Origin of the sequence: Klenkia soli, from assembly GCF_900103975.1 — a bacterium.
GTDB lineage: Bacteria > Actinomycetota > Actinomycetes > Mycobacteriales > Geodermatophilaceae > Klenkia > Klenkia soli.
Genome location: NZ_FNIR01000007.1, coordinates 166,219 through 190,513, shown reverse-complemented (window position 1 = coordinate 190,513; position 24,295 = coordinate 166,219). Strand labels below are relative to the sequence as shown.

Genomic DNA, 24,295 nt, shown 5'->3' with positions numbered 1-24,295 from the left:
ACGGGGCGCAGGCTGCACCTGTGCACCCCACCAGCAGCCCACCCACCCCCAGCTCGGCGACGTCGGCGGCGAGCCTGGCGCACTGGTCCGAGGCCGGCCGCCGCGGCATGGAGGCCTTCTACGCCCTGGCCACCGAGGACTACCGGCAGCTGGCCGCCGCCCGGGACTGGGCCGGCACGTTCCGCGACCTGGCCGCCGGCGGGGACCGCCTGACCCTGCTGGACGTCGCCTGCGGCAGCGGCAAGTTCCCCACCGCGCTGCTGGCCACCCCCGACGTCGCCGCGCTGGCCGGTGAGCTCGTGGTCGAGACCGACCTGCTGGACCCGTCGCGGTTCAGCCTGGACGAGGCCCGCGGCACCCTGGCCCCGCCCTTCGTCGGCGCGGCCGACCACGAGTGCACCGTGGAGGACCTCGTCGTCCGGCCCGGTGGCTGGGACCTGGTCTGGAGCACCCACGGCCTGTACGCCCTGGCGCCCGACGTGCTCGACGCCGGGATGGCCCGGTTCGTCGAGGCCATCGCCCCGGGCGGGCTGGGGGTGGTCGCGCAGGCCACCGCCGCCTCCCACTACCTCGTCGTCGACGAGGCCTTCCGGCGCTCCTTCGACCCGGACGGCGTCCGGGTGCCCTACACCGCAGCCGAGGAGGTCCGCGTCGCCCTGGACGCGCTGCCGGTCACGGTGGCCGAGGAGCTGCTGACCTACCGGACGTCGGTCGCCCAGGACGACCGGGACACCGCCGAGGGCTTCCTGCAGCGCTGCGTCTTCGACGACTCGGTGTCCCTGGACCAGATGCTCGCCGACCCCGTCGTGGGTGGCTACCTGGCCTCCTGCGCCGAGGACGGCCGCTGGGTCTTCGACCACCAGGTCGCGCTGATCTCGGTGCGGCACGCGTGAGCGGCAACGTCTCCCAGTCCCACGCCGCGCGCGACGGGCTGGACACCGCCTGGACCGGTGACAACAACGAGTGGTGGGACTGGTACCTGACGCTGGCCGACAACGGCGGCGACCAGGGCCCGCTGACCGAGGTCGAGGAGCCGGACCAGCTGCCCGAGCCCTCCGCCGCCGAGCTCGACGCCCTACTGGCCGAGGTCTACCCGGTGACGGCAGAGCAGCGGGAGTCCTTCGCCCGCGACGGCTTCGTCAAGCTGCCCGCGGTGCTCCCGCCGGCCGCGGTCAGCCGGCTGCGGCGACTGCTGGTCGAGCACCTGGCGGCGGCCGGCCGCGACCGGCCGGAGGGCCGGTTCACCAGCGACGAGCTGATGTGGACGCACTCCGCGGAGATCGCCGCCTTCGTGCTCAGCCGCCGGCTGGGCCGGATCGTCGCCGACCTGCTCGCCGTCGAGGACGTGCGGGTCTACCACGACAACGTGCTGGCCAAGGAGCCCGCGTGCGGCCGGACGCCGTGGCACTTCGACGACCACCACTTCCCGATCGACAGCCAGGCGGTCGCCACGGTGTGGATGCCGCTGCAGCACACGCCCCGCGAGATGGGCCCGTTGTCCTTCGCCCGCGGGGTCGACCTGCACCGGCTGGTGGACGACGTGTCGTTCTCCACCGAGGACGCCAGCTACGACCGCACGGTCTCCCGGGCGTTCGCCGAGGCCGGGGTGTCGGTCGAGGACGGGCCGTTCGAGCTGGGGGAGATCTCGGTGCACTCCAGCCTGTGCTTCCACACCGCGGGCCCGAACCGGACGACGGCACCGCGGATGGTGCTGGCCACCACCTACTTCGCCGACGGCGCCGCGGTGGTGCCCTCGCCGACCCTGGTGTCGGGCCAGTGGCAGCAGTTCCTCCCCGGGGCGCAGCCCGGCGAGGTGATCGACACCCCGCTGAACCCCGTCGTCAGCTGACGCCGGTGAGCCGGCGCCCGCCTCAGCGGGCGCCGGCCAGCTCGACCGGGCCGGTGAGCTCCAGCGTGCGGGTGGTCTCCTCGCGGACCTCGGCGAACAGCGCCGGGTCGTCGGCCAGCGTGCGGCCGTAGGAGGGGATCGCCTCGCGCAGGAGCGGCTCCCAGTCGGCGTGCTGGTCGGGGAAGGCCCGGCGCAGCAGGTCGAGCATCGCGGCCACCGCGGTCGAGGCGCCGGGGGAGGCGCCGAGCAGGCCGGCGATGGTGCCCCCGCCGCCGACGATCAGCTCGGTGCCGAACTGCAGGACGCCGCGGCCCTTCGCGTCCTGCTTGATGACCTGCACGCGCTGGCCGGCGTGGATCATCTCCCAGTCGTCGCCCTCGGCCGTGGGCACGAACTCCTCGAGCGCCTCGAGCCGGTCGGAGGGGCGCTGCAGCACCTGGCCGACCAGGTAGCGGGTGAGCGCGGTCTGGGTGCGGGCGACACCGAGCATCGAGCCGATGTTGCCCAGGCGTACCGACCGGGGGAGGTCCAGCCAGGAGCCGGACTTCAGGAACTTGGGCGAGAACCCGGCGTAGGGGCCGAACAGCAGGGACTGCTGGCCGTCGATCAGCCGCAGGTCGAGGTGCGGCACCGACATCGGGGGCGCGCCGACGGCGGCCTGGCCGTAGACCTTGGCCTGGTGCCGCGCGGCGAGGGCGTCGTTGGTCGACCGCAGGAACAGGCCCGAGACCGGGAACCCGCCGAAGCCCCTGATCTCGGGGATGTCGGCCCGCTGCAGCAGCGGCAGCGCGCCGCCCCCGGCGCCGACGAACACGAAGCCCGCGTTGACGGTGAACTCCTCGCCGCTGGCGTGGTGCCGGGCGGTGACCTTCCAGCGGCCGTCCGTCGTCCGCTCCAGGTCCTGCACGCTGGTGCCGGTGTGCACGGCCACGCCGCGGCTGGTCGCCTGGTCCAGCAGCAGCCGGGTGAGCGAGCCGAAGTCGACGTCGGTGCCCGCGGTCGACCGGGTCGCCGCGACCGGCTGGGCCGGGTCGCGGCCCTCCATCATCAGCGGCACCCAGCCGGCCAGCTCGTCCTGCGAGGTGGTCAGCTCGAGCTCGGCGAACAGCGGGGAGGCCGTCAGGGCGGCGTGCCGGGCCCGCATGTACTCCTGGCCCTCGGTGCCGTGCACGAAGCTGATGTGCGGCACCGGGGTGATGAAGTTCTTGGGCGAGCCGGTCAGGCCGGTGCGCACCAGGTGCGACCAGAACTGCCGGGACAGCTGGAACTGCTCGTTGATCTGGTTGGCCTTGGTCGCGTCGACCGTGCCGTCCGCGCCGGCGGGCGTGTAGTTGAGCTCGCACAGCGCCGAGTGCCCGGTGCCGGCGTTGTTCCAGCCGTCGGAGCTCTCGGCGGCGACCTTGTCCCCGGCCTCGAACAGCGTGATCGACCAGTGCGGCGCCACGATGCCCAGCAGAGCCGCCAGCGTCGCGCTCATCACCCCGCCGCCGACCAGGACGACGTCGGGGCGCGACGTGTCGGGGATGACCGGGTGGGCGTACTCACCCGGGGTGCTGGTCGCGGGGGTGCTGGCGGGGCTGGTCACGGGGGCCTTCCTGGTGGTCTCGCCCGGGCTGTCGGTGCCCGGCGATGCGTTCAGGGGGGAGCGGGATCACCGCTCGTCCCTGCCATGGTCGTCCCACCCGGTGCCGGGCACCTCACCCGGGCGGTGTGACCCTCACCATGCTGCACGCAGGGGTGACCCGGTGCGCGCCAGGACCCGGGGTGCGCAGCCACCTCGGTACCGTCGCCCCGTGCCCGAGGAACCCACCAGCCCGTCCGCGCCCGAGCCGGCCACCGCCCGGCGGCCGCGCACCCTCCTGCTGGTCGGGCTGGCCGCCGGTGTCCTGGCCCTGGACCTGGTGACCAAGCTGGTCGTGGTGGCGACACTGTCCGACCGCGAGCCGCTGCGGCTGCTGGGCGGGGTGCTGTACCTCACCGAGGCCCGCAACACCGGCGCCGCGTTCTCCTTCGCCGAGGGCGCCACGGTGGTGTTCAGCCTGATCGCGGCGGTCGTCGTCGTGGTGATCGTGCGGGCGGCCCGCCGGCTGTTCAGCACCGGCTGGGCGGTCGCGCTGGGCCTCGTGCTCGGCGGGGCGGTGGGCAACCTGACCGATCGGGTGTTCCGCGACCCGGGGTTCCTGCGCGGCGGGGTCGTGGACTTCCTGTCCCTGTTCGACCCCTACGGCCGGGTGTGGCCGATCTTCAACGTGGCCGACTCCGCCATCGTCTGCGGCGGCATCCTGGGCGCCGTGCTCGCCGTCCGCGGCATCGAGTTCGACGGCTCGCGCGGCAAGCCCGCCGACGACGCCGCCGGCACCGCGGCCGGCGACGCCCCGGCGACGCGGCCGGCCGACGACTGATCGTCGGTCACAATGGCGGGATGACCGCCAGCCTGCACCGCGAGCTCCCGGTCCCCGACGGCCTGGAGGGCCAGCGGGTCGACCAGGCCCTGGCCCGGTTGTTCGGCCTCAGCCGCGGCGCCGCCGCCGACCTCGCCGACGAGGGCCGGGTGATCGTCGACGGCCGGGCCCGCGGCAAGGGTGACCGGCTCACCGCCGGCAGCTGGCTCGAGGTCGAGCTCCCGCCACCGCCCGGCGAGCCCGCCCCGCCCCGGCCGGTCGTGGGCATGGGCATCGTGCACGACGACGACGACGTCGTGGTGGTCGACAAGCCCGTCGGCGTCGCCGCCCACGGCAGCCCGGGCTGGGACGGCCCGACCGTCGTCGGCGGCCTGGCCGCGGCCGGCTACCGGATCTCGACCAGCGGCGCCGAGGAGCGCCGCGGCATCGTGCACCGGCTGGACGCCGCCACGACCGGCCTGATGGTGGTGGCCAAGAGCGAGCGCGCCTACACCCTGCTCAAGCAGGCGTTCAAGGAGCGCACCGTCGACAAGGGCTACCACGCGCTGGTGCAGGGCCACCCCGATCCCTCGCGCGGCACCATCGACGCCCCCATCGACCGGCACCCCAAGCACGACTGGCGGTTCGCGGTGGTCAGCACGGGGCGCCCGTCGGTCACCCACTACGACACCCTCGAGGCATTCCCGGCCGCGTCGCTGGTCGACGTGAAGCTCGAGACCGGCCGCACCCACCAGATCCGCGTGCACTTCTCGGCGATGCGGCACCCGCTGGTGGGCGACATGGCCTACGGGGCCGACCCCACCCTGGCCGCCCGGCTGGGGGTCTCCCGGCAGTGGCTGCACGCGATGCGGCTGGGCTTCGCGCACCCGGCCGACGGCCGCTGGGTGGAGTTCACCAGCACCTACCCGGCCGACCTCGCCGGCGCGCTGGGCCGGCTGCGCGACGAGGCCTGAAGGAGCCCCACCGCACGTGACCGGCCTGCCCGACTCCCTCGCCGACTTCGGCCCGGCCGCCCTGGCCGCGGTCGTGGTGGCGGCGTACCTGGTCGTGGGCGAGCCGTTCGTGGGGCACGTGCTGCACCGCCGCTTCGAGGACCGCATGCGCACCGACGCGCAGGCCCGCCGCTCCTTCTACGTCCGGCTGCTGATCCTCGAGTGGGGCCTGTCGTCGCTGGTGCTGGTGGTGTTCCTGGCCGCCCCGGACGTCGACGGCGGCCAGCTGGGCCTCCGCTGGCCGAAGGCGTGGCCGGGGTGGATCACCGGTCTGGCGTGCCTCGCCCTGCTGGCCTTCGTGGTGGTCTCCACCCGGGCGCTGCGCTCGGGCGCCCTGGCCGACGCCCCGCCGCCGGTGCCGCGCCCGGGGGAGGGCCGGCACAGCGAGCCCGCGGTGCAGTCGACGGTGGCCCTGCTGCCCCGGTCGGCGACCGAGCGCCGGCTGTTCGCCGTCGTCGGGGTGACGGCCGGGATCTGCGAGGAGTGGCTCTACCGCGGGTTCTTCCTGGCCGTGGTGGCCGCGGTGGTGCCGGGGCTGGCCTCGGGATGGCTGGTGGCGGTGGCCGCGGTGGCCTTCGGCGCCGCCCACGCCTACCAGGGCGTGGGCGGGGTGCTGCTGACCGGCGTCCTCGGGGGCGTGTTCGCGGCGCTGTACCTGCAGACCGGGTCCCTGCTGCTGCCGGTCCTGCTGCACGCCGCGGTCGACCTGCGGTTCCTGCTGGTGCCGTCGGCCGCCCTGCCCGCCGTCGGTCAGGGCGCGCGTCCCCGGTGGGACACGCGGGGAGACCAGCGCGACTCTGTCGGACCCTCGGAGTAGACAGCCCGCAGTGCGAGGATCGGGGGTGCGCGTCACCCCGATCGCCAGCACCGGTCCGCACACGGCCTTCCCCGCCGGTCAGCACCACCGCACCTGCACCACCGACCTGTGAGGAGCGCATCCGTGCCCAGTGGTTCGAGCGAGAACTTCGTGCACCTGCACGTGCACACCGAGTACTCGATGCTCGACGGCGCGGCCAAGTTGCCCGAGCTGACCAAGGCCGCCGCGGCGGAGGGCATGCCGGCGCTGGCCATGACCGACCACGGCAACGTCTTCGGCGCCTACGACTTCTACAAGCAGTCCACGGCCGCCGGCGTGAAGCCGATCATCGGCATGGAGGGCTACTACACACCCGGGTCCCGGTTCGACCGCGCCCCGTTCGAGTTCGGCGCCATCGCCGACGAGGACGGCGAGGGCGCGTCGTCCAAGGGCAAGGCCGCCTACACGCACATGACGCTGCTGGCCCGCACGACCGAGGGCATGCACAACCTGTTCCGGCTGTCGTCGCTGGCCAGCCTCGAGGGCCAGTACCGCAAGCCGCGCTTCGACCGCGACCTGCTCGAGCAGTACGGCACCGGGCTGATCGCCACCACCGGGTGCCCCTCGGGCGAGGTGAACATGTGGCTGCGCGCGGGCAAGGTCGACCGCGCCCGGCAGGCCGCCGCGGACTTCCAGGACATCTTCGGGCGGGAGAACTTCTACGCCGAGGTCATGGACCACGGCCTGTCGATCGAGAAGCAGACCAAGCCCGCGCTGCTGGAGATCGCGAAGGAGCTGGGCATCCCGCTGCTGGCCACCAACGACCTGCACTACACCCACCGCGAGGACGCCGACGCCCACGACGCCCTGCTCTGCATCCAGACCGGGTCCCGGCTGAACGAGACCAACCGCTTCCGGTTCAACGGCGACGGCTACTACCTGAAGTCCGCCGCCGAGATGCGTGCGCTGTTCACCGAGATGCCCGAGGCCTGCGACAACACGCTGCTGGTCGCCGAGCAGTGCGAGGTCACCTTCACCGAGGGCGCCGACCTCATGCCCCGGTTCCCGCTGCCCGAGGGCGAGGACGAGACCTCCTGGTTCATCAAGGAGGTCGAGCGCGGGCTGCACAAGCGCTGGCCCGGCGGCATCCCCGACCACGTGCGCAAGCAGGCCGACTACGAGACCTCGATCATCGTCCAGATGGGCTTCCCGGGGTACTTCCTCGTGGTCGCGGACTTCATCAACTGGGCCAAGGACAACGGCATCAGGGTCGGCCCCGGCCGTGGTTCGGCCGCGGGCTCCCTGGCCGCCTACGCGATGGGCATCACCGACCTCGACCCGCTCGCCCACGGGCTGATCTTCGAGCGGTTCCTCAACCCCGAGCGCGTCTCCATGCCCGACGTCGACATCGACTTCGACGAGCGCCGGCGCGGCGAGGTCATCCGCTACGTCTCGGACAAGTACGGCGAGGAACGGGTCAGCCAGATCGTCACCTACGGCACGATCAAGGCCAAGGCCGCGATCAAGGACGCCGGCCGGGTGCTCGACCGGCCCTTCTCCGTCGGCGACGAGCTCACCAAGCTCCTGCCGCCGGACGTGATGGGCAAGGGCATCCCGCTGACGGGGGTCTTCGACCCGGCCCACCCGCGCTACAAGGAGGCCTCGGAGTTCCGGGCCCGCTACGAGTCCGACCCCGGCGCGGCCGAGGTGGTCGACCAGGCCCGCAAGCTCGAGGGCCTGAAGCGCCAGTGGGGCGTGCACGCGGCCGGGGTCATCATCGGCCGCTACCCGCTCATCGACAGCGTGCCGATCATGCGCCGCGAGGCCGACGGCGCGATCATCACGCAGTTCGACTACCCCACGTGCGAGACGCTCGGGCTGCTCAAGATGGACTTCCTGGGCCTGCGCAACCTCACCGTCATCGACGACGCGCTGCGCAACATCGAGATCAACGGCAAGCCCGCCATCGACCTCGACGAGCTCAGCAAGGACCTCACCGACCCGAAGACCTACGAGCTGCTGGCCAAGGGCGAGACGCTCGGGGTCTTCCAGTTCGACGGCGGCCCGATGCGGTCGCTGCTGCGGCTCATGCGCCCGGACAACTTCGAGGACATCTCCGCCGTCGGCGCGCTCTACCGGCCGGGCCCGATGGGCGCGAACTCGCACACCAACTACGCCCTGCGCAAGAACGGGCAGCAGGAGATCGTCCCGATCCACCCCGAGCTGGCCGAGCCGCTCGAGGAGATCCTGGGCCAGACGTACGGCCTGATCGTCTACCAGGAGCAGGTCATGGCGATCGCGCAGAAGGTCGCCGGGTACTCCCTGGGCGCGGCCGACCTGCTGCGCCGGGCGATGGGCAAGAAGAAGAAGTCGGTGCTGGACGCCGAGTACGTGGGCTTCGAAGCCGGCATGAAGGCCAACGGCTTCTCCGCCGCCGCGGTCAAGACGCTCTGGGACATCCTGGTGCCCTTCGCCGACTACGCCTTCAACAAGGCGCACTCGGCGGCCTACGGCCTGGTCTCCTACTGGACGGCCTACCTGAAGGCCAACTACCCGGCCGAGTACATGGCCGGACTGCTCACCAGCGTCGGCGACGACAAGGACCGTCGGCCGATCTACCTGGCCGAGTGCCGCCGCATGGGCATCAAGGTGCTCCCGCCCGACGTCAACGAGTCCTCCTGGGACTTCACCGCCGTCGGCACCGACATCCGCTTCGGGCTGGCGTCGGTGCGCAACGTGGGGCACAACGTCGTCGACTCGATCCGGCGGGCCCGCGAGGAGAAGGGCGCGTTCCGCGACTTCGCCGACTTCATGCGCAAGATCGACACCGTGGCCTGCAACAAGAAGGTCATCGAGTCCCTGGCCAAGGCCGGGGCGTTCGACTCCCTGGGCCACTCCCGGCAGGGCATCGCCGCCATCCACGTGCAGGCCGTCGACTCCGCCATGGGGCTCAAGCGGCGCGAGGCCGAGGGCCAGTTCGACCTCTTCGGCGGCGGCGACGACCTGGGCGCCGACGACCCGCTGTCGGCTGCCCTGAACATCCCGATCCCGACCGCCGACTGGTCCAAGGCCGAGCGGCTGGTCTTCGAGCGCGACATGCTCGGGCTCTACGTCTCCGACCACCCGCTGCACGGCGTCGAGCACGTGCTCACCAGCCACGCCGACACCTCGCTGGCCGAGATCCTGGCCGGCGGGGTCGAGGACGGCGCCAACGTCACCGTGGCCGGCATCCTCACCGCGGTCTCCCCGCGCACCAACAAGCAGGGCGCGCCCTGGGCGATCGCCACCATCGAGGACCTCGAGGCCGGCATCGAGGTGCTGTTCTTCCCCAAGACCTGGCTCGAGGTGCAGGACAAGGTGGCCCGCGACCAGATCGTGGTGGTCAAGGGCCGCATCTCCCGGCGCGACGACACCCCGTCGATCTTCGGCGCCGAGGTCACCATCCCCGAGCTCACCGAGGGCCCGCGCGGCCCGGTGCTGGTGTCGATGCCCGCGGCCCGGTGCACCCCGCCGGTGGTCGAGCGGCTGCGCGAGGTGCTGGGCAGCCACCCCGGCACCACCGAGGTGCAGCTCAAGCTGATCAACGGCCAGCGCGAGACCGTGCTGCGGTTGGACCAGCGGCTGTCCGTGCGGCCGAGCACCGCTCTCATGGGCGACATCAAGGCGCTGCTGGGTCCCACGAGCGTGGCCATCCTCTGAGGTTGGTGTGGTTCCATCGCGGCCGTGAGCAGCCCTGACCTCCTGACCGGGCCGCCCGGTCCCCGACCCCCGGCCACCCGGTCGGGGGTCCCCGGGCTGCGCGGCAGCCGGGACGACGTGCGCGGAGGTGTGCTCGTCGTGCTCGTCCTGGCGGTGGTCGGCCTGGGCGTCGGGCTGCTGTGGCTCTGGCTCGCCCCCCGCGCGGACTTCACCGTCACGTCCGCCGACGGCGCCGTCGAGGTGACCGGCGGCGGGCTGGTCGACCCCGAGCTGTTCATGGGCGACGACGGCGTCTACGTGCTGCTGCTGGGCGGTCTGGGGCTGCTGGTCGGCCTGGTCGGCTGGACCCGGGTGCGTCGGCGCGGTGTGGTCACCCTGGTCTCCCTGGCCGCGGGCATGCTGGCCGCCTCGCTCACCGCGTGGCAGCTGGGCGCCGTCCTGGGCCGCGGCCCGTCCCGCACCGACCTGACCACGGTCGGTCGGCAGGTGACCACCGCCCTGGACCTGAACATGCTGGCCTCGCTGGCCGTCGGCCCGTTCGCGGCGGTGCTGGTCTACCTCGTGGCCACGGTGCTGGCCGGTCGGGACGACCTCGGTCGCGGTGACCCGGCGACGGAGCCGGCGCCGGCCGCGGGCCCGACCGGGTCGCCGTCCGCGGGGCTCGTGGGACCGGCGGTCCCGGAGTGACGGAACGGTACGGACACCGCCCGCGTCGCTCCGTCACCCGCTGCGTGCGAGCTGTCACCCTCGGTGGTGTGCAGCCACGGTTCGTTCCCCAGTCCTCGTCGGTCGACCCCCTCCGGGCCGCCCGATGAGCCGCCGGACCGACGTCGGCGACCAGACGCCGCTCCCGGCCCGGTTGGACCCCCGGCTGGGCCGGCCTCCCGCGCGGCACGCCGCGGGTGCGCGGAGCGGACGTCGCGTGGCCCTGGTCGCGAGGGTGCTGGCCGGCGTGGTCAGCGTGCTGCTGGTGACCGGCAGCGGCTGGGGCTGGTACCTGGTCCGGGTCGCCGAGGCCAGCGTGAACCGCACCGACGCCATCCCCACCACCGGGAACTCCGACGTCAACGGCGACACCCACGCAGGCCAGGAGATGAACATGCTCCTGGTGGGCGTGGACTCCCGTGCCGGGCTGACCGAGGAGCAGGTGGAGCAGTACAGCACCGGTGACCCCGACGGTCTGCACAACACCGACACGATGATGCTGGTGCACATCCCGGCCGACGGCTCCGCCGCCTCCTTCGTGTCCTTCCCCCGCGACATGTACGTGTCCATCCCCGGGCACGGCAAGGGCAAGCTGAACTCCGCCTACAGCGACGGGTACGACGACGTCGACGGCGACGAGGACGCCAAGCGGGCCGGGGGCGCCCGGCTGCTGATCCAGACCATCAGCGCGCTGTCGGGGTTGCAGATCGACCACTACGCCGAGATCAACCTGCTGGGCTTCATCAACCTCACCCAGATCGTCGGCGGGGTCGACGTGGACATCTGCCGGGCGACCGACGACCCGGTCACGGGGGCGCACTTCGACGCCGGTCCGCAGACGCTCACGGGCAGCCAGGCGCTGCTGTTCGTCCGGCAGCGGCACGGGCTCACCTCCGACTTCGACCGGGTGGCCCGCCAGCAGGTGTTCATCGCCGGGATGCTGCGCAACGTGCTGTCCTCCAACACCCTGCTCGACCCCACCAAGCAGCAGCAGATCGTGCAGCAGGTCGGCACCAGCGTGACCCTGGACCAGGGGCTGAACATCTTCGACCTGGCCACGCAGATGCAGAACGTGCAGCCGGGCAACATCACCTTCCAGACCATCCCGGGCCTGACCGACGGCAACGCCGACGGCTGGGGCTCGGTGCTGAAGCTGCCCGACCCGTCGGTGCTCACCGACTTCTTCGCCAACCTCACCGCCGACCCCGAGCCCGCGGCGCCGACGACCACGGCCCCGGCGACCGAGGCGCCGGCCGAGGTGACCGTGTCGGTGCTCAACGGCTCCGGCGTCGCCGGTGCCGCTGCCACCACCGCGACCACGCTGTCCGACGCCGGGTTCGAGGCCAGCAGCGGCGGCAACGCCACCCCCACCGCGACGACCACGATCGCCCACCGCACCGGTGACGACGCCGTTGCCGCGACCCTGGCCGCGCAGGTGCCCGGTGCCGCGCTGACCGTCGACGACACGCTCGCCGCGGGCACCGTGACCCTCACCCTCGGCGAGGACTTCGCGGGTGTCGGCCAGCCGGTCACCGCCGCCCCGGCCCCCACCAGCGACCCGGTGGTGCCCGGCTCCTACGTCAACCCCGAGCGCACCGCCGCCGACACCAGCTGCATCAATTAGGCGTCATGGGGGTGGCGAACTGCTGCAGGGGGACCGGGACGGCCCCCAGCTCGCGCAGCAGCGTCAGCTCCCGCCGCAGCAGGCGTGACTCGGCGGCCAGCCGGCGCCGGGTCGCGGACTCGGCCAGCAGGGCCTGCCGGTCGTCCGTGGTGAGCAGCGCCGCAGAGGCCACCAGGTAGGACAGCCCGCGGGCGTCGTCCCCCACCTGGCGCAGCAGCGCGGCCGCGGCGGACCCCGCGTCGGTGGGCTCGTCGTCGGCCCCGTCCCCGTAGCCGTCCAGGCCGAGGTCGGCCATCAGCTCGGCCTCCTCCTCGTCGTCGACCTCGATCGGGCCGCCGCTGCGCAGCACGGCCACCTCGGTGACGTACCGGGAGAACAGCTGGGACACGGTGCCGACCAGCAGGTCCAGCGACCCCTGGGCCACCGAGGCGGCGAGGTCCTCGTCGGCGCGGGTGGGGGAGCCCTCGGTGGCGGTGAGGCCCTCGGCGTCGCCGGCGGCCTCCTCGGCGGCCTCCTCCTCGCCCAACCACTCGACCTCGGCCTGCAGGTAGGGCGGGTCGTCGCCGACGACGACGTCCAGCAGCCGGAACCGGTCGGCCCCGACGGTGACCAGCCGGTACCCGCCGTCGGCCTGCGGCGTCACGGCCCGCACGACGGCGGTGCAGCCCACGTCGAACAGCGCCTCGGTGGGGGCCACCCGCTCGACCTCCCACCCCTGGCGGATGGCCACGACGCCGAAGGACCGCGGGCCGCTGCCCTCGGGCCGGGCGACGAGGTCCGCGACCAGCCGTCGGTACCGCGGCTCGAAGATCTGCAGCGGCAGCACGACGCCGGGGAACAGGGGGCTCCCCAGCGGGAACAACGGGATCAGGTCGCCCACGGGCCGAACCCTACGGGGGAGGGGACCGGCCGGCCCAGTGCCGCGCAACTACCCTGGACGCGTCCGTCGTCGTCACCCGGAGGTACCCGTGCTCACCCGCATCGACCTGCGTGGTTCCCAGCTGCCCGGGGTGCGTGAGCTCGCCGGCCTGCTGCCCCGCGCCGGCACCGACGTCGAGAGCGTGCAGGCCGTCGTCCGTCCGCTGCTCGAGGACGTCCGGGTCCGGGGTGCCGCAGCGGTCCGCGAGATCACCGCCCGGTTCGACGGCGTGGACGCCGAGGACTTCGCCGTCCCGCAGGCCGCGCTGGACGAAGCGCTGGCCACCTGCGACCCGGTGCTCCGCGAGGCGCTCGAGGAGGCGGTCTCGCGCGTCCGCCGCGTGCACGCCGACCAGCGGCGCACCGACGTCACCACCCAGGTCGTCCCCGGTGGCACCGTCACCGAGCGCTGGGTGCCCGTGCGCCGCGTCGGCCTCTACGTGCCCGGCGGCCTGGCCCCGCTGCTGTCCAGCGTGGTCATGAACGTCGTCCCGGCCCAGATCGCCGGGGTCGAGTCGATCGCGGTGGCCACCCCGCCGCAGCGGGACAACGGCGGGCTGCCCGACAAGGGCGTGCTGGCCGCCTGCGCGCTGCTCGGCGTCACCGAGGTCTACGCCGTCGGCGGGGCGCAGGCGATCGCCGTCTTCGGCTACGGCGCGGGTGCCTGCGAGCCGGTCGACCTGGTCACCGGCCCGGGCAACGTCTACGTCACCGCGGCCAAGCGGCTGCTGCGCGGGCTGATCGGCATCGACAGCGAGGCCGGCCCGACCGAGGTCGCCGTCCTGGCCGACGACACCGCCGACCCCGTGCACGTGGCCGCCGACCTGATCAGCCAGGCCGAGCACGACCCGCTGGCCGGCGCGGTGCTGGTGACCACCAGCGAGGCGCTGGCCGACGCCGTCCTCGAACTGGTGCCCGGCCAGGTGGCCGCCACCAAGCACGGCGACCGCATCGACACCGCACTGGCCGGGAGCCAGTCCGGGATCGTGCTGGTCGACGACCTGGACGCCGGCCTCGCCGTGGTCGACGCCTACGCCGCCGAGCACCTGGAGATCCAGACCCGCAACCCCCGCGAGATCGCCCTGCGGGTGCGCAACGCGGGGGCGATCTTCGTCGGGCCGTGGTCGCCGGTCTCGCTGGGCGACTACGCGGCGGGTTCCAACCACGTGCTGCCCACCGGTGGCTGCGCCCGGCACTCCAGCGGGCTGAGCGTGCAGACGTTCCTGCGCGGGGTGCACCTGGTCGAGTACGACGAGGCCGCGCTGGCCGACGTCGCCCGGCACGTCGACGTCCTGGCCCACGCCGAGGACCTCCCCGCGCACGCGGCCGCCGTCGCCGTCCGGCAGAAGTGACCGGGCTCCCCGTCCGGCCGGAGTTCGAGGGCAGGTCGCCCTACGGGGCACCGCAGGTACCGGCCGCCCACCGGCTGAACACCAACGAGAACCCGTACCCGCTGCCCGACGAGCTGCTGGCCGACCTCGGTGCGGCGCTGGGCGCCGCGGCCCTGGAGCTCAACCGCTACCCCGACCGCGACGCCCTCGACCTGCGCGCCGACCTCGCGACCTACCTGTCCCGGTCGGGCACCGCGGTGACCCCGGACCAGGTGTGGGCGGCCAACGGGTCCAACGAGATCCTGCAGCAGCTCAGCCAGGTCTTCGGCGGGGCCGGTCGCATGGCGCTGGGCTTCACGCCGTCGTACTCGATGCACCCGCTCATCACCGCCTCGACCGGCGGCACGTTCGTCGACGGGCACCGGCGGGCCGACTTCACCATCGACCCCGACGCCGCGGTCGCCCAGGTGCGCGAGCTGCGCCCGGACGTCGTCTTCGTCACCAGCCCGAACAACCCCACCGGCACGGCGGTCGCGCTCGACACGATCACCGCGCTGCACGACGCCACCGAGGGCGTGCTGGTGGTCGACGAGGCCTACACCGAGTTCGCCCGCCCGGGCACGCCCTCGGCGCTCACGCTGCTCGAGGGCCGCCCGCGGCTGGTGGTCAGCCGCACGATGAGCAAGGCCTTCGGCATGGCCGGGCTGCGGCTGGGCTACCTGGCCGCCGACCCCGCGGTCGTCGACGCGCTGCAGCTGGTCCGGCTGCCCTACCACCTGTCCAGCCTCACCCAGGCCGCCGCCCGCACCGCGCTGGCGCACACCGACGCGCTGCTGGCCACCGTCGACGCGGTGAAGCACGAGCGGGACCGGATCGTGGCCGCGCTGCCGGGCCTCGGGCTCACCAGCGTCCCCAGCGACGCCAACTTCGTCCTCTTCGGCGGGTTCGCCGACGCCCCCGCCGTCTGGCAGGGCCTGCTCGACCGCGGCGTGCTCGTCCGCGACGTCGGGCTGCCCGGCTGGCTGCGGGTGACCGCCGGCACACCTGCCGAGACCGACGCCTTCCTCACCGCCCTGGGTGAGGTCGTGGCCGCCCCGGGCCTGGGAGGATGACCCGCATGTCCCGCACCGCGCGCGTCGAGCGCACCACCAACGAGACGGCACTCGTGGTCGAGGTCGACCTCGACGGCACCGGCACCAGCTCGATCGCCACCGGGGTCGGCTTCTACGACCACATGCTCACCGCGCTGAGCAAGCACAGCGGCATCGACCTCACCGTGCGCGCCGACGGCGACCTGCACATCGACGCCCACCACACGGTCGAGGACGTCGCGATCGCGCTGGGCGTGGCCTTCGCCGAGGCCCTGGGCGACAAGCGGGGCATCACCCGCTACGGCGACGCCACGATCCCGATGGACGAGGTGCTGGTGCAGGCCGCCGTCGACCTCTCGGGCCGGCCCTACTTCGTGCACGCCGAGCCCGAGGGCATGACCCCGATGATCGGGCCGGACTACCCGACCTCCCTGACCAAGCACGTGCTCGAGAGCTTCGCGTTCAACGCCCGCATCTCGCTGCACGTGCGGGTGCTCTACGCCGGCCGCGACGCCCACCACATCGTCGAGGGTCAGTTCAAGGCGCTGGCCCGGGCCCTGCGCACCGCCGTCGCGCTCGACCCCCGGGTCACCGACGTGCCCTCCACCAAGGGCGCGCTGTAGGCCGTGGGCTTCGCCTCCGGCCTGGTCGCGATCGGGCTGTTCCTGCTGGGCGGGGCGTACTCGATCTTCCGCGCCGACGACCCGGTGAAGGGCCGCACCACGGGGCAGTGGGTCTTCGCCGGTGTCCTCGTCCTGGCCGCGGCCCTGGCCATCGCCGCCGGCGTCCTCAGGTTCTGAGCCGCTGGGCGAAGGCATCCGCGGTGGTCAGCTGCGCCCGCAGCGCCTCGACCCGGTCGGCCGCGGCTGTGCGGTAGTGCGCCAGCCGGTCGGCCGGGCCGCCGTCGGCCAGGGCCTGCAGCAGCTCGCGCATCTCCTCCAGGGAGAACCCGAGCGGCTTCATCTGCATGATCACCCGCAGCCGCTCGACGTCGTCCTCGGTGTAGAGCCGGAACCCGCCCTCCGAGCGGGCCGAGGGGACGGCGAGGCCGACCTCCTCGTAGTGCCGGATGGTCCGCAGCGAGAGCCCGATCCGCTCGGCCACCTCGCCGATCTGGAGCATCCCGTGGCCCATCAGTGCCCGCCGCCCAGCTGGCCGGCCAGGCGGCGGTGCCAGTGCCCGGCGTCCCCGGTGAGGCCGACGAGCTCCACCGTCGTGCCGCGGGCGGCGTAGCGCTGCTCGACGGCGTCCAGGGCGGCGACGCTGGAGGCGTCCCAGACCTGCGCGGCGGACAGGTCCACGACGACGCGGGCGGGGTCGCCGGCGTAGTCGAACCGGCCGACCAGGTCGTTGCTGGAGGCGAAGAACAGCGCGCCGGAGACGGTGTAGGTGCGCACGCCGTCGGCGACCGGGCCGGGGGTGACCGACACCAGGTGCGCGACCCGGCGGGCGAAGAGCACGCAGGCGGTGAGCACGCCGACCGCGACCCCGATGGCCAGGTTGTCGGTGGCCACCACGACGGCCACGGTCACCAGCATCACGGCGCTCTCGCTGCGCGGCATGCGGCGCAGGGTGCGCACCGAGTGCCAGTCGAAGGTGGCGACCGAGACGAAGACCATGACCGCGACCAGGGCGGCCATCGGGATCACCGCGACGAGGTCGCCCAGCACGACGACCAGCACGAGCAGGAAGACCCCGGCCAGGAAGGTCGAGACCCGGGTGCGGGCACCCGACCGCACGTTGATCATGGTCTGGCCGATCATGGCGCAGCCGCCCATGCCGCCGAAGAAGCCGGTGACCACGTTGGCCACGCCCTGCCCGACCGACTCCCGGGTCTTGGACGACCGGGTGTCGGTGAGGTCGTCGACCAGGGTCGCGGTCATCAGCGACTCGAGCAGCCCGACGACGGCCAGCCCCAGGGCGTAGGGCGCGATGATCCGCAGCGTCTCGAGGGTGAACGGCACGTCGGGCAGCAGGAGCGAGGGCAGGCTGTCCGGCAGCGCGCCCTGGTCGCCCACGGTGGGGACGTCGATGCCCGCGGCCACCGCCGTCACGGTGAGGACGACGATCGCGACCAGCGGCGCCGGGACGGCGGTGGTCAGCCGCGGGAGCCCGAAGATGATCGCCAGGCCGACCGCGGCCATCGGGTAGACCAACCAGGGGACGTCGACCAGCTGCGGCACCTGCGCCGCGAAGATCAGGATCGCCAGCGCGTTGACGAAGCCGACCATCACGCTGCGCGGCACGAACCGCATGAGCCGGGCGACGCCGAGCAGGCCGAGGGCGATCTGCAGCAGTCCGCCCAGCAGCACCGCCGCGATGAGGTAGGGCAGGCCGTGCGCGGCGACCAGCGGGGCGATGACCAGCGCGACCGCACCGGTGGCGGCCGAGATCATCGCGGGTCGGCCACCGACGACGGCGATGGTGACCGCCATGGTGAAGCTGGCGAACAGCCCGACCCGGGGGTCGACGCCGGCGATGATGGAGAAGCTGATCGCCTCGGGGATGAGGGCGAGGGCGACGACGAGGCCGGCGAGCACCTCGGTGCGCAGGGTGCGCGGGTCGGTGAGCGCGGCGACCCAGCCGGGCCGGGTGCGGGGGAGCAGGGCAGACGTCATGGCACCGTTCTCGGGTTCGGGGGTGTCGGCCGCACGCCTCGGTGGAGGGGGCCGGATCGCGACCAACCCTACCCTCACGTGAGGGGAGGGTTGCTCCCGGGTCGGTCGACCACCGGTGGGTGCTGGGTAGCGTTGGTCCGGTGAAGAACGTCGTCGTCCTGGACTACGGGTCGGGCAACCTCCGGTCGGTCGAGCGCGCGGTGGCCCGGGTGGGCGCCGAGGTCACGGTGACCGCCGACCCGCACGCCGCGCTCGAGGCCGACGGGCTCGTCGTGCCCGGCGTCGGGGCGTTCGCCGCCTGCATGGCCGGGCTGCGCGCGGTCGAGGGGCCCAAGCTGATCGGCAAGCGGCTGGCCGGGGGGCGGCCGGTGCTGGGCATCTGCGTCGGCATGCAGGTGCTCTTCGACCGCGGCATCGAGCACGGCTACGACGCGCCGGGCTGCGCCGAGTGGCCCGGGGTGGTCGAGCAGCTGCACGCACCGGTGCTGCCGCACATGGGGTGGAACACCGTCGAGGTCGCCGCGGGCTCCACGCTCTTCGCCGGCATCGAGGACGAACGCTTCTACTTCGTGCACTCCTACGGCGTGCGTGAGTTCCCGCTGGGCCGCGACGGCACCGGCCCGCTCAAGCCCCCCGCGGTGACCTGGGCGCAGCACGGCGACCGGTTCGTCGCCGCGGTCGAGAACGGTGCGCTCACCGCCACCCAGTTCCACCCGGAGAAGTCCGGCGACGCCGGGGCCGCGCTGCTCACCAACTGGCTGCAGACGCTCTGATCAGCGGGCGTAGAGCTCCAGCCGGGAGCACTGCACGCACCGCAGCGCCACGACGCCGGTCGACCGCCCCCGCGGGACGGCCCTGTCCCGCCAGCTGCGCCGTGGCTCGCCGGCCATCCACCGTACGTCGCCCCGGCTGACGTCGTCGATGCTGCCGCGCTCGAAGTCGGTCCCGCCGCAGGCCGGGCAGGGGACGGGAGCGGAGCCACCCTGGGTCATGACCGGGAGCGTAGGTGCCCTACTGCAGCGGGAACGGCGGCTGGAGCCACCACGGGGAGTCCAGCACCTCGACCCGGTCCACCCACTTCACCCACCACACCCCGCGGCGGCCCGGGGCGACGAGCCGGGCCGGGGCGCCGTGCCCGGTCGACAGCGGTCGGCCGGCGGCATGGGTGGCCAGCAGTGTGGTGCGGGCGTCGCGCAGCGGGATGCGGCGGCTGAACCCGGTCACCGAGGTCACCCGGATGCACTGGGCGTCCTCGGCGAGGGGACCCAGGTGGTCGGTCACCAGCCGGTGCAGGGTGGTGCCCCGCCAGTCCTGGTCGGCCCACCAGCCGCCGGTGCAGTCCAGCGCCGCCCGCACCGAGTCACCGCGGTCCAGGTCGTCGACCGGGACGGCGACCGTGCGCCCGCCGCCGGACAGCTGCACCTGCTCGGCCGCGGACTCCGGGACGGTGTCGGTGGCCCACTGCGTGACCGGCATCGCCGCGGGGTCGTCGGTGCCGCGCTCGTAGGACCCGGTGCCGCTGCGGGTCGCCCCGGGGGCACCGGTGAGCCGCCACAGGCCCTCGGTCGCCGTCCAGATCACGACCGAGCCGCCGGCGAGCGCGCCGGCGCCCAGCAGGGTGCGCCGGCCCAGGTCGACCTTCCGCGGCCGCTGGTGGCGGCCCCGCACGTGGGCGACCAGGGCGGCGGCGAGCACGATCGCGGCGCCGACGTGCACCTGCAGGGCCGCGATCGGGGTGCCGGAGCTCGCCCAGATGCCGGCGGCGCCCGCGGCGTGCAGCACCCCGCTGACCAGGCAGACGACGACCAGGCCGGTGAGCCAGTAGGCCGCCGAGGGCGCGCGCAGGGCCAACGGCCTCCGTCGGGCCCGCCGGACGACGACGGTCTTCCACGGCACCAGCAGCAGCAGGCCCAGCCCGGCTGCCCCGTGCGCGACCGCGATGACCCGCCCCGCGGTGGGGGTGCCGACCGCGTAGCCGAGCACCCCGGTGCCGGCGGCGACCAGCAGCAACCCGAGCAGCGCGAGGTTGGACCGGCGTCCGGCCCGCTGCAGTCCCCGTTGCGCCACGCCCCCAGTGTGCGCAGGTGGTGCTACCCCGCCCAGCGGCCGCGGTGCACGACCTCGTCGACCCCGCGCCGACCCCGCTTCAGCGAGGGCGAGCGCTTGTCGCCCTGGCCGGGGTAGCCGACCGACACGCACCCGACCGGGGTGTACTCGTCGGGCACCCCGAACTCCGCCCGCAGCGCCGCGACCCGTTCCGGGGGGACGCCGAAGAAGCAGGCGCCCAGCCCCTCGTCGACGGCGGTGAGCAGCATCAGCAGCGACGCCATGCCGGTGTCGACGTCCCAGTAGGGCACCGGCCACCGCGACTCGTCCCGGTCCGTCCAGCCCTTGTCCGGCTCGGCGTACCGGTCGAGGTAGGCCGCCTTGTGGCTGAAGGGCACCACCAGCAGCGGCGCACGGCGCATGCGGGTCAGCCAGCCGTCCGGGGCACCGGGGGCGGTGGTCGCCGTCCAGAAGGCGTCGCGCTCGGCCTCGGTCTCCAGCACCAGGAACGCCCACCCCTGGCTGAACCCGGCGCTCGGCGCCCGCAGCGCGTGCGCGAGCAGCCGCTCCCGCACCTCGGCCGGCACCGGCCGGTCGGGGTCGTAGTCGCGCACCATCCGCCGTCGCCGCAGCACCTCCGCGAACTCCATGCGGTCAGCCTGCCCCAGCGCGTTCGGCTGAGCCGGTCCGGTTCAGCTGCGTGCAGGGAACAGGGGTGGGTCGGCGGTGTGCAGGTCGGGGAGAGGATCGCCGCGGGTGTCGGTGAGGGGGCCGACGAGGATCTCGGTGCCGTCTGGCCGAAGGGTGCGCCAGTGCCCTCGATCGGCATCCCACGTGATCGAGAAGCCGTGGTGGACCTGGGTGTGGTGGCGTTCGCAGAGCAGGGCGGTGTTCTCCCGGGAGGTGGCTCCGCCGTCGATCCAGTGCACCAGATGATGGGCGTCGCACATCCAGGCCGGGTTGTGGCAGCCGGTGAACACGCACCCGCCGTCGCGGACCTCGGCAGCGCGCCGGATGTGGGCCGGGACGAGTCGCCGGGCGCGGCCGACGTCGAGGGGGAGGCTGTCGGGGCCCAGGACGATGCGGGCGATGTCGGCGTCGCAGGCCGCCTGGCGGGCGACGAGGCTGGACGCGGTCGCGCCGGACCCGAGCGTGGTCGTAGCGGCGACACCGGTCGGGTCAGCCAGGTCCTCGAGCTGGATGAGGGCGGTGAGCTGCGGCTTGACGGTGCGCAGTACGGGCAGGTCCCCGGCGGCCAGGTGCAGGTCGGCGAGCTGGACGAGGGCGTCCGCGGAGCGCTGCTCGGGTGTCCGCAGGTCACCTTCGCAGCGCCCGGCGGCGGCGATGGCTTCCAAGGCGGCTTCGACCTTCTCCCCGCCGGCGGCGTCGAGGGTCCCGCGCAGGGCGCGGGACCCGTCGGCGCGGCGGGTGATCCGCAGGAACCGCCCCGCGGTGGGGTCGACCGGCTCGGGGCCGTCGGGGTCGATGAGGTCGGCGATCCGTTGGCAGACCTGGGGCAGGGTGCGGGGGTGATTGCCGGTCACGGTGTCGGTGACGGCCTGGTCGGCGGCGGCCATGTCGTGACCAGCTGCCTCACCTGTGGCCCAGACGTCGGCGGTCAGAACCCGCCCCACGACACCCAGCTGTCCGAGGGTGACGGCGCCCTGGGCAGCTGCTTCGCCCAGCACGGGCATGCGCTGCAGCACCCGTCCGGCAGCCAAGGTCGCAGCGGCCTCGGGCCCGCTCGCGCCGACGTGTCCGCGCAGCCAGGGCCGCATCCCGCTCAGCCCGTCGGCGGCAGCTGCTTCCTGGGTCTCGGCGTGCGCGACGACCCGGGCGAGCTCAGCGGCGACGAGGTTCTGCACCCGCGCCAGCCCACGGGCCCGGTCCAGCAGCTGCGCCGAGGACGCCTCACCCAGCTCGGCGCCGGCGGCCACCAGCAGCGCGTCGATCACCGCGGTGACGTCGTCCGGCGGCGGCTCGGGCCGGCGACGAGCCGCAGCGACCGGGGAGGGGGCAGGTGCCGGATCGGCCCCGAGCGCGCCGGGCGGGAGCGGCTCGGGCACCCAGCGGAGGGCGGGTGCCTCGCCGTCCAGGCCCACTCCACACCTCCGGTTCGCTTCGATCAGGTGTTCGAAGTCTACCGCTGCTCGAGTGCGCAAGCAACAGGAAAGTGCAGGTCGGAGGGGCGATGAACCCTCGTGGCCCAGTCCGCCGCAGCGACCAACCAGCGCCTGGCGTCCAGGGTCCACCCGGCGCGGAGAGGCAGCGGGGAGCGGTGGGCGGAGCCCTCCCTAGGCTGTGCGCCGTGCCGAAGCTGCAGCTCCTCCCCGCCGTCGACGTCGCCGATGGCCAGGCCGTGCGCCTGGTCCAGGGGGAGGCCGGCAGCGAGACCTCCTACGGCGAGCCGCTCGAGGCGGCCCTGACCTGGCAGCGCGACGGCGCCGAGTGGGTGCACCTGGTCGACCTGGACGCCGCCTTCGGGCGCGGCTCCAACCGCGAGCTGCTGGCCCGCGTGGTCGGCGAGCTGGACGTCGACGTCGAGCTCTCCGGCGGCATCCGCGACGACGCCTCCCTGCAGGCCGCCCTGGCCACCGGCTGCCGGCGGGTCAACCTGGGCACCGCGGCGCTGGAGTCGCCCGAGTGGTGCGCCCGGGCCATCGCCGAGCACGGCGACCGCATCGCCGTGGGCCTGGACGTCCGCGGCACCCGGCTGGCCGCCCGCGGCTGGACCCGCGAGGGCGGCGAGCTCTACGAGACCCTGGCCCGCCTGGACGCCGAGGGCTGCGCCCGCTACGTGGTCACCGACATCACCAAGGACGGCACGCTGCGCGGGCCCAACCTCGAGCTGCTGCGCGAGGTGTGCGCGGCCACCGACCGGCCGGTGATCGCCTCCGGTGGCGTCAGCAGCCTCGACGACATCCGGGCGCTGGCCGGCCTGGCCGACATCGGCGTCGAGGGCGCCATCGTCGGCAAGGCCCTCTACGCCGGCCAGTTCACCCTGCCGCAGGCGCTGGCCCTGACGGTGGAGGTGGCCCGCTGAAGCGGCTGGGCTCCGGCTCGCCGTGGGAGGACGTCGTCGGCTACAGCCGCGTCGTCCGCGCCGGTGACCTGGTGTTCGTCAGCGGCACCACCGGCACCCGCGACGGCGTCGTCGTCGAGGGCGGCGCGGCCGAGCAGACCCGGCAGGCCCTGGAGAACATCGTGGCGGCGCTGGCCCGGGTCGACGCGACCGTCGCGGACGTCGTCCGCACCCGGGTCTACGTCACCGACATCGAGCAGTGGCAGGACGTCGGCCGGGTGCACGGCGAGTTCTTCGGCGAGCACCGGCCGGCCAGCGCCATGGTCGAGGTCGCGAAGCTGATCGACCCCGCGATGGTCGTGGAGATCGAGGCCGACGCGGTGGTGGGCGCGTGAGCCTGGCCGTCCGGGTCATCCCGTGCCTGGACGTCGACGCCGGCCGGGTGGTCAAGGGCGTGAACTTCGTCGGCCTGCGCGACGCCGGCGACCCGGTCGAGATGGCCCGCGTCTACGACGCCGAGGGCGCCGACGAGCTGACCTTCCTCGACATCACCGCCTCCTCGGGCGACCGGGCGACCACCTACGACGTCGTCCGCCGCACCGCCGAGAGCGTGTTCATCCCGCTCACCGTGGGCGGGGGCGTGCGCAGCACCGCCGACGTCGACCAGCTGCTGCGGGCCGGGGCGGACAAGGTCGCGGTCAACACCGCTGCCGTCGCCCGGCCGGAGCTGATCGCCGAGATCGCCGACCGGTACGGCAACCAGGTGCTCGTGCTCTCGCTGGACGCCCGCCGCTGCCAGGACGGCGCCGTCACCGACTCGGGGTTCGAGATCACCACGCACGGCGGACGACGGGGCACCGGCCGGGACGCCGTCGAGTGGGTGGTCGAGGCCGCCCGGCTCGGCGTGGGCGAGGTGCTGATCAACTCGATGGACGCCGACGGCACCAAGGCCGGGTTCGACCTGGCGCTGATCGAGCAGGTGCGCCGCGAGGTGACCGTGCCGGTGATCGCCAGCGGGGGAGCGGGTGCCGTCGAGCACTTCGCCCCCGCCGTGGCCGCCGGGGCCGACGCGGTGCTGGCCGCCAGCGTCTTCCACTTCGGCGACCTGCGCATCGGCGACGTCAAGGCCGCGCTGGACGCCGCCGGGGTGCCCGTGCGGCACCAGCGGGACCGCCCGCTGCCGGGCTGAGGGTCTCCTTGAT

General features: G+C 73.9%; 24 protein-coding genes. 16 read left to right on the top strand and 8 right to left on the bottom strand.

Annotation, left to right across the window (positions count from 1 at the left end; translation table 11 throughout):
• Positions 1–20: 20 nt before the first annotated feature.
• Positions 21–893, top strand: a complete 873-nt coding sequence (locus BLS67_RS12640; RefSeq protein WP_091245461.1) for a class I SAM-dependent methyltransferase — start codon at positions 21–23, stop codon at positions 891–893.
• Positions 890–1,849 (top strand): phytanoyl-CoA dioxygenase family protein, encoded by a 960-nt coding sequence (locus BLS67_RS12635; RefSeq protein ID WP_091245458.1) that lies wholly within the window; start codon positions 890–892, stop codon positions 1,847–1,849. Before BLS67_RS12640 ends, BLS67_RS12635 begins: the two co-directional genes overlap by 4 nt.
• Positions 1,850–1,871: 22 nt before the next feature.
• Here the strand turns inward: BLS67_RS12635 and BLS67_RS12630 are convergent, their stop codons facing one another.
• Positions 1,872–3,434, bottom strand: a complete 1,563-nt coding sequence (locus BLS67_RS12630) for a malate:quinone oxidoreductase (RefSeq protein ID WP_242654040.1) — start codon at positions 3,432–3,434, stop codon at positions 1,872–1,874.
• Between the two features lie 208 nt (positions 3,435–3,642).
• On the opposite strand from BLS67_RS12630, the gene lspA reads away from it, so the two are divergent.
• The 6 genes from lspA (at position 3,643) to BLS67_RS12600 (ending at position 12,067) form a co-directional block, all read left to right on the top strand.
• A complete protein-coding gene (gene lspA, locus BLS67_RS12625) occupies positions 3,643–4,251 on the top strand; it encodes a signal peptidase II (protein ID WP_165617569.1) in 609 nt (202 codons plus the stop codon).
• A gap of 20 nt (positions 4,252–4,271) precedes the next feature.
• Positions 4,272–5,204 (top strand): RluA family pseudouridine synthase, encoded by a 933-nt coding sequence (locus BLS67_RS12620; RefSeq protein WP_091245452.1) that lies wholly within the window; start codon positions 4,272–4,274, stop codon positions 5,202–5,204.
• 16 nt (positions 5,205–5,220) lie between these two features.
• Positions 5,221–6,060: a CPBP family intramembrane glutamic endopeptidase gene (locus tag BLS67_RS12615; protein ID WP_091245449.1), complete on the top strand. Its 840-nt coding sequence runs from the start codon at positions 5,221–5,223 to the stop codon at positions 6,058–6,060.
• A gap of 123 nt (positions 6,061–6,183) precedes the next feature.
• Positions 6,184–9,738, top strand: coding sequence for a DNA polymerase III subunit alpha (gene dnaE, locus BLS67_RS12610; RefSeq protein WP_242654039.1), 3,555 nt, complete (start codon positions 6,184–6,186; stop codon positions 9,736–9,738).
• Between the two features lie 24 nt (positions 9,739–9,762).
• On the top strand, positions 9,763–10,425 hold the full coding sequence (locus tag BLS67_RS12605) for a hypothetical protein (RefSeq protein WP_091245441.1): 663 nt from the start codon (positions 9,763–9,765) through the stop codon (positions 10,423–10,425).
• A 124-nt stretch (positions 10,426–10,549) separates the two neighbouring features.
• On the top strand, positions 10,550–12,067 hold the full coding sequence (locus BLS67_RS12600; protein WP_091245435.1) for an LCP family protein: 1,518 nt from the start codon (positions 10,550–10,552) through the stop codon (positions 12,065–12,067).
• Here BLS67_RS12600 and BLS67_RS12595 read toward each other — a convergent pair.
• On the bottom strand, positions 12,060–12,947 hold the full coding sequence (locus BLS67_RS12595; protein ID WP_091245429.1) for an LON peptidase substrate-binding domain-containing protein: 888 nt from the start codon (positions 12,945–12,947) through the stop codon (positions 12,060–12,062). The genes BLS67_RS12600 and BLS67_RS12595 overlap by 8 nt on opposite strands.
• Before the next feature lie 88 nt (positions 12,948–13,035).
• On the opposite strand from BLS67_RS12595, the gene hisD reads away from it, so the two are divergent.
• Genes hisD through BLS67_RS23805 form a run of 4 tightly spaced genes read left to right on the top strand, consistent with a single transcriptional unit; the run spans position 13,036 to position 16,207 of the window.
• Entirely contained in the window at positions 13,036–14,337 is a 1,302-nt protein-coding gene (gene hisD, locus BLS67_RS12590; RefSeq protein ID WP_091245423.1) for a histidinol dehydrogenase, read from the top strand.
• Positions 14,334–15,428 carry a histidinol-phosphate transaminase gene (locus tag BLS67_RS12585; RefSeq protein ID WP_091245420.1) on the top strand — a complete coding sequence of 365 codons (1,095 nt, stop codon included), beginning with the start codon at positions 14,334–14,336 and terminating at the stop codon, positions 15,426–15,428. The genes hisD and BLS67_RS12585 overlap by 4 nt, the downstream gene beginning before the upstream one ends.
• A 5-nt stretch (positions 15,429–15,433) precedes the next feature.
• Positions 15,434–16,030 (top strand): imidazoleglycerol-phosphate dehydratase HisB, encoded by a 597-nt coding sequence (gene hisB, locus BLS67_RS12580; RefSeq protein ID WP_091245416.1) that lies wholly within the window; start codon positions 15,434–15,436, stop codon positions 16,028–16,030.
• 3 nt (positions 16,031–16,033) lie between these two features.
• Positions 16,034–16,207: a hypothetical protein gene (locus BLS67_RS23805; protein ID WP_165617568.1), complete on the top strand. Its 174-nt coding sequence runs from the start codon at positions 16,034–16,036 to the stop codon at positions 16,205–16,207.
• On the opposite strand, the gene BLS67_RS12575 is transcribed toward BLS67_RS23805, so the two are convergent.
• Both BLS67_RS12575 and BLS67_RS12570 read right to left on the bottom strand, forming a co-directional pair.
• The gene (locus tag BLS67_RS12575; RefSeq protein WP_242654038.1) at positions 16,197–16,529 is read right to left on the bottom strand and encodes a MerR family transcriptional regulator; all 333 of its coding nucleotides are present in this window, start codon (positions 16,527–16,529) and stop codon (positions 16,197–16,199) included. The genes BLS67_RS23805 and BLS67_RS12575 overlap by 11 nt on opposite strands.
• 11 nt (positions 16,530–16,540) lie before the next feature.
• Positions 16,541–18,025: a SulP family inorganic anion transporter gene (locus BLS67_RS12570; RefSeq protein ID WP_091245410.1), complete on the bottom strand. Its 1,485-nt coding sequence runs from the start codon at positions 18,023–18,025 to the stop codon at positions 16,541–16,543.
• Between the two features lie 140 nt (positions 18,026–18,165).
• Here BLS67_RS12570 and hisH point away from each other — a divergent pair, with 140 nt between their 5' ends.
• Entirely contained in the window at positions 18,166–18,798 is a 633-nt protein-coding gene (gene hisH / locus BLS67_RS12565) for an imidazole glycerol phosphate synthase subunit HisH (RefSeq protein ID WP_091245407.1), read from the top strand.
• Here the strand turns inward: hisH and BLS67_RS12560 are convergent, their stop codons facing one another.
• The 4 genes from BLS67_RS12560 to BLS67_RS12545 are packed head-to-tail and all read right to left on the bottom strand — an operon-like array spanning position 18,799 to position 22,137.
• Positions 18,799–19,017: a hypothetical protein gene (locus BLS67_RS12560; RefSeq protein WP_091245404.1), complete on the bottom strand. Its 219-nt coding sequence runs from the start codon at positions 19,015–19,017 to the stop codon at positions 18,799–18,801.
• 19 nt (positions 19,018–19,036) lie between these two features.
• Positions 19,037–20,092, bottom strand: coding sequence for a molybdopterin-dependent oxidoreductase (locus BLS67_RS12555; protein ID WP_091245401.1), 1,056 nt, complete (start codon positions 20,090–20,092; stop codon positions 19,037–19,039).
• Between the two features lie 23 nt (positions 20,093–20,115).
• Complete coding sequence (locus BLS67_RS12550) at positions 20,116–20,721, bottom strand: nitroreductase family protein (protein WP_091245400.1); 606 nt, start codon at positions 20,719–20,721, stop codon at positions 20,116–20,118.
• 42 nt (positions 20,722–20,763) lie between these two features.
• Positions 20,764–22,137, bottom strand: coding sequence for an HNH endonuclease (locus tag BLS67_RS12545; RefSeq protein ID WP_131801728.1), 1,374 nt, complete (start codon positions 22,135–22,137; stop codon positions 20,764–20,766).
• Between the two features lie 242 nt (positions 22,138–22,379).
• On the opposite strand from BLS67_RS12545, the gene priA reads away from it, so the two are divergent.
• The 3 genes from priA to hisF are packed head-to-tail and all read left to right on the top strand — an operon-like array spanning position 22,380 to position 24,282.
• Positions 22,380–23,114, top strand: coding sequence for a bifunctional 1-(5-phosphoribosyl)-5-((5-phosphoribosylamino)methylideneamino)imidazole-4-carboxamide isomerase/phosphoribosylanthranilate isomerase PriA (gene priA / locus BLS67_RS12540; RefSeq protein ID WP_091245394.1), 735 nt, complete (start codon positions 22,380–22,382; stop codon positions 23,112–23,114).
• Complete coding sequence (locus BLS67_RS12535; RefSeq protein ID WP_091245782.1) at positions 23,111–23,488, top strand: RidA family protein; 378 nt, start codon at positions 23,111–23,113, stop codon at positions 23,486–23,488. The genes priA and BLS67_RS12535 overlap by 4 nt, the downstream gene beginning before the upstream one ends.
• On the top strand, positions 23,485–24,282 hold the full coding sequence (hisF, locus tag BLS67_RS12530) for an imidazole glycerol phosphate synthase subunit HisF (protein ID WP_091245390.1): 798 nt from the start codon (positions 23,485–23,487) through the stop codon (positions 24,280–24,282). The genes BLS67_RS12535 and hisF overlap by 4 nt, the downstream gene beginning before the upstream one ends.
• Positions 24,283–24,295 lie beyond the last annotated feature (13 nt).